This window comes from Saliniramus sp. (assembly GCF_035311605.1).
GTDB lineage: Bacteria > Pseudomonadota > Alphaproteobacteria > Rhizobiales > Beijerinckiaceae > Saliniramus.
The window spans coordinates 1-2938 of record NZ_DATGCW010000034.1 but is presented as its reverse complement, the minus strand read 5'-3'; the positions used below and the strand labels follow the sequence as shown (position 1 = coordinate 2938).

1 protein-coding gene is annotated in these 2938 nt (G+C 66.0%); it reads left to right on the top strand.

The features are described from left to right. The first annotated feature begins 104 nt into the window (after positions 1-104). Entirely contained in the window at positions 105-2693 is a 2589-nt protein-coding gene (locus tag VKP01_RS01810; protein ID WP_324409928.1) for an ABC transporter permease, read from the top strand. Positions 2694-2938 lie beyond the last annotated feature (245 nt).

Genomic DNA, 2938 nt, shown 5'->3' with positions numbered 1-2938 from the left:
CTGGCGCGCTCCTGCGACCGGATGGTGCGGCTGCGCTCGGGGCGGATCGAGGCGCCCGATACCCTTGCGGGGAACGCGGCGGCGGATCGCGGGGAGGCGGATTGATGCACGGCACCCTGTCTCGGCCCGAAGACAACCCGCGCGGCGGGCGTGCCTCGCGCCTCCCGCTGGTTCTGCGTCTGGCCTTGCGCGAAATGCGTTCAGGCCTGCGCGGTTTCGGCATTTTCCTTGGCTGTATCGCGCTCGGCGTCGCCGCGATCGCGGGCGTCTCCTCGCTCTCGAGCGCGCTGACCGAAGGCATGGCGCGGGAGGGGCGCACCATTCTCGGCGGTGATCTGGCCTATTCGCTGCTCCAGCGCGAGGCGACACCGGCAGAGCGTAATCTGCTGGCGAGCCACGGCGAGATTTCCACCATCGCCACTCTGCGCGGCATGGCGCATGCGGATGAGAACGGTTCGGCGCTGGTCGAGATCAAGGCGGTCGGGCCCGATTATCCCGTCATCGGGGAGGTCACCACCACGCCGCAGGTGCCGATCGGTGAATTGCTGGCAGAGCGTGACGGTGTTTTCGGCGCCGTTGCCGATCCGGTTCTGCTGTCGCGGCTGGCTCTCGAAACGGGGGACGAAATCCGCATCGGCACGTCGCGTTTCGAGATCCGCGCCGCGCTGCAATCCGAGCCCGACAAGGTCGCGGACGGGATCGGTTTCGGGCCGCGCCTCCTGATGACCGTTCCGGCGCTTCGAGAGAGTGGGCTGATCCAGCCGGGCAGTCTCGTGCGCTGGACCTACCGCATTGCGCTGCCCGGCGGGGCCGGCGACGATGCGCTGCTCGCGCGCGTCGAGGAGGCGATCGACGAAGCCGCCCCCGAGGCCGGCTGGCGGGTACGCTCGCGGCTCAATGCCGATCCGCAATTCCAGCGCAATATCGAGCGTTTCGCGCAGTTCCTGACGCTTGTAGGGCTCACGGCCCTGATCGTGGGCGGGGTGGGCGTTGCCAACGCGGTGCGCGGTTTCGTCGATCGCAAGCGCGATTCGATCGCGACCCTGAAGGGTCTCGGCGCGCCGGGCGGGCAGGTGGTCGGCATCTATCTGACGCAGGTGATGACGATCGCCGGGCTGGGCATTCTCGCCGGGCTCGTGATCGGCGCAACCATCCCCTTCGTCGTGGCCTTTCTCCTGCGCGACATCCTGCCGATCCCGATCGCGCCGGTACTGGCCTGGAGCCAGCTCGGCATTGCCGCGCTTTATGGCGGGCTGATCGCGCTCGCCTTCGCCATCCTGCCGCTGGGCCGGGTGCATGATATCGAGGTGACACATCTGTTTCGCGACCAGATCGATCGGGACCGCCGTTGGCCGCGCAAGCGCTATATCGCCGTGGCGCTCGCAGCCGGGGGGGCGCTGATCGCGCTGTCGATGGGTGCCGCATACGAACCGCGCGTGGCGTCGATCTTCATCGTGGCCATCGCCATCGCCTTCGTTCTGCTGCGCCTCGTCGCCGCCGGCCTGATGGCGCTGGCGCGCCGTCTGCCGCGTCCGCGCCGCGCCGGCCCACGTCTCGCGCTCGCCAATATCCATCGTCCCGGCGCGCTTACCCCCTCACTGGTGCTCTCATTGGGGCTCGGCGTGACATTGCTCGTGACGATCGCGCTGATTGACGCCAACATGCGCCGTCAACTCACCGAGAACCTGCCGCAGAATGCGCCGAGCTTCTTCTTTGTCGATATTTCCTCGGCGGAGGTCGAGGCTTTTGAGGGTTTCATGCGTGACGCTGCTCCGGACGGGACGCTGGAGCGCGTGCCGATGATGCGCGGGCGTATCGTCTCGCTGGGCGGGGTGCCGGCGGAAGAGATCGATGCGCCGGAAGACGTGAACTGGGTGCTCCAGGGCGATCGCGGTATCACCTATGCGCAGGAGCCCCCGGAGGGCTCGCGCATCGTTGAAGGCGCATGGTGGGGCGATGCACCGGACGAGAATCTCGTCTCCTTCGACGCGGAGATCGCGGAAGGGCTCGGGATCGGGATCGGCGATTCGATCGTCGTGAACGTGCTCGGCCGCAATATCGAGGCGCGCATCGTCAATCTGCGCGAGATCGAATGGCGTTCCATGGGCATCAATTTCGTCATGGTCTTCTCGCCCAACACCTTTGCTGGCGCGCCGCACATGCATCTCGCGACGCTCACTTTCGGTGACGAGGAAGACCGCGCCCGCGAACCGGCGCTGATGCGTGACATCGGCCAGGCCTTCCCGACCATCACCAGCGTGAGGGTGCGCGATGCGCTGGAGGCCGTCAGCAACCTCGTCGGCCAGCTCGCCATCGCCATTCGGGGGGCCTCAAGCGTCGCGGTGGCGGCGAGTGTGCTCGTGCTTGCCGGTGCGCTCGCCGCAGGGCACCGGGCGCGGCTTTATGACGCGGTCGTGCTCAAGACGTTGGGAGCGACGCGCTCCCGACTGCTGGGCGCCTACGCCCTGGAATACGGCGCACTCGGTTTTGTCACGGCGATCTTCGGCGTGATTGCGGGTGGACTGGCGGCCTGGGTGATCGTCACGCGCATCATGCAGCTCGAATTCGTCTTTGTTTGGGAGGGCGCGATAGGTGCTGCCGTGCTGGCGGTCGTGGTGACGATTTCACTGGGATTGCTGGGTACCTGGAGAATATTGAGCCAGAAGCCGGCGAGCTATCTGCGGAATTTGTAGGCAGCAGGCCGGGTTTTACGGAATAAAACCGTATAATGCCGCCCCGATCCGGGGCTGCAGCGTTTTTCATCTTCGATTCACGCTGATTGCGACCCGAAAACCCTTGCGCGGGAGCGTTACATTTTCCATATTAAAAGGGAACGTCGCTTCCGGCGATAGCGGGAATAGCGCTGGCTCATTCAGAAGGATCAATCCAGATCCTGCGGAAGAGACAGGGCGCCCTGGGCAAGCGCCGGACAGGCATC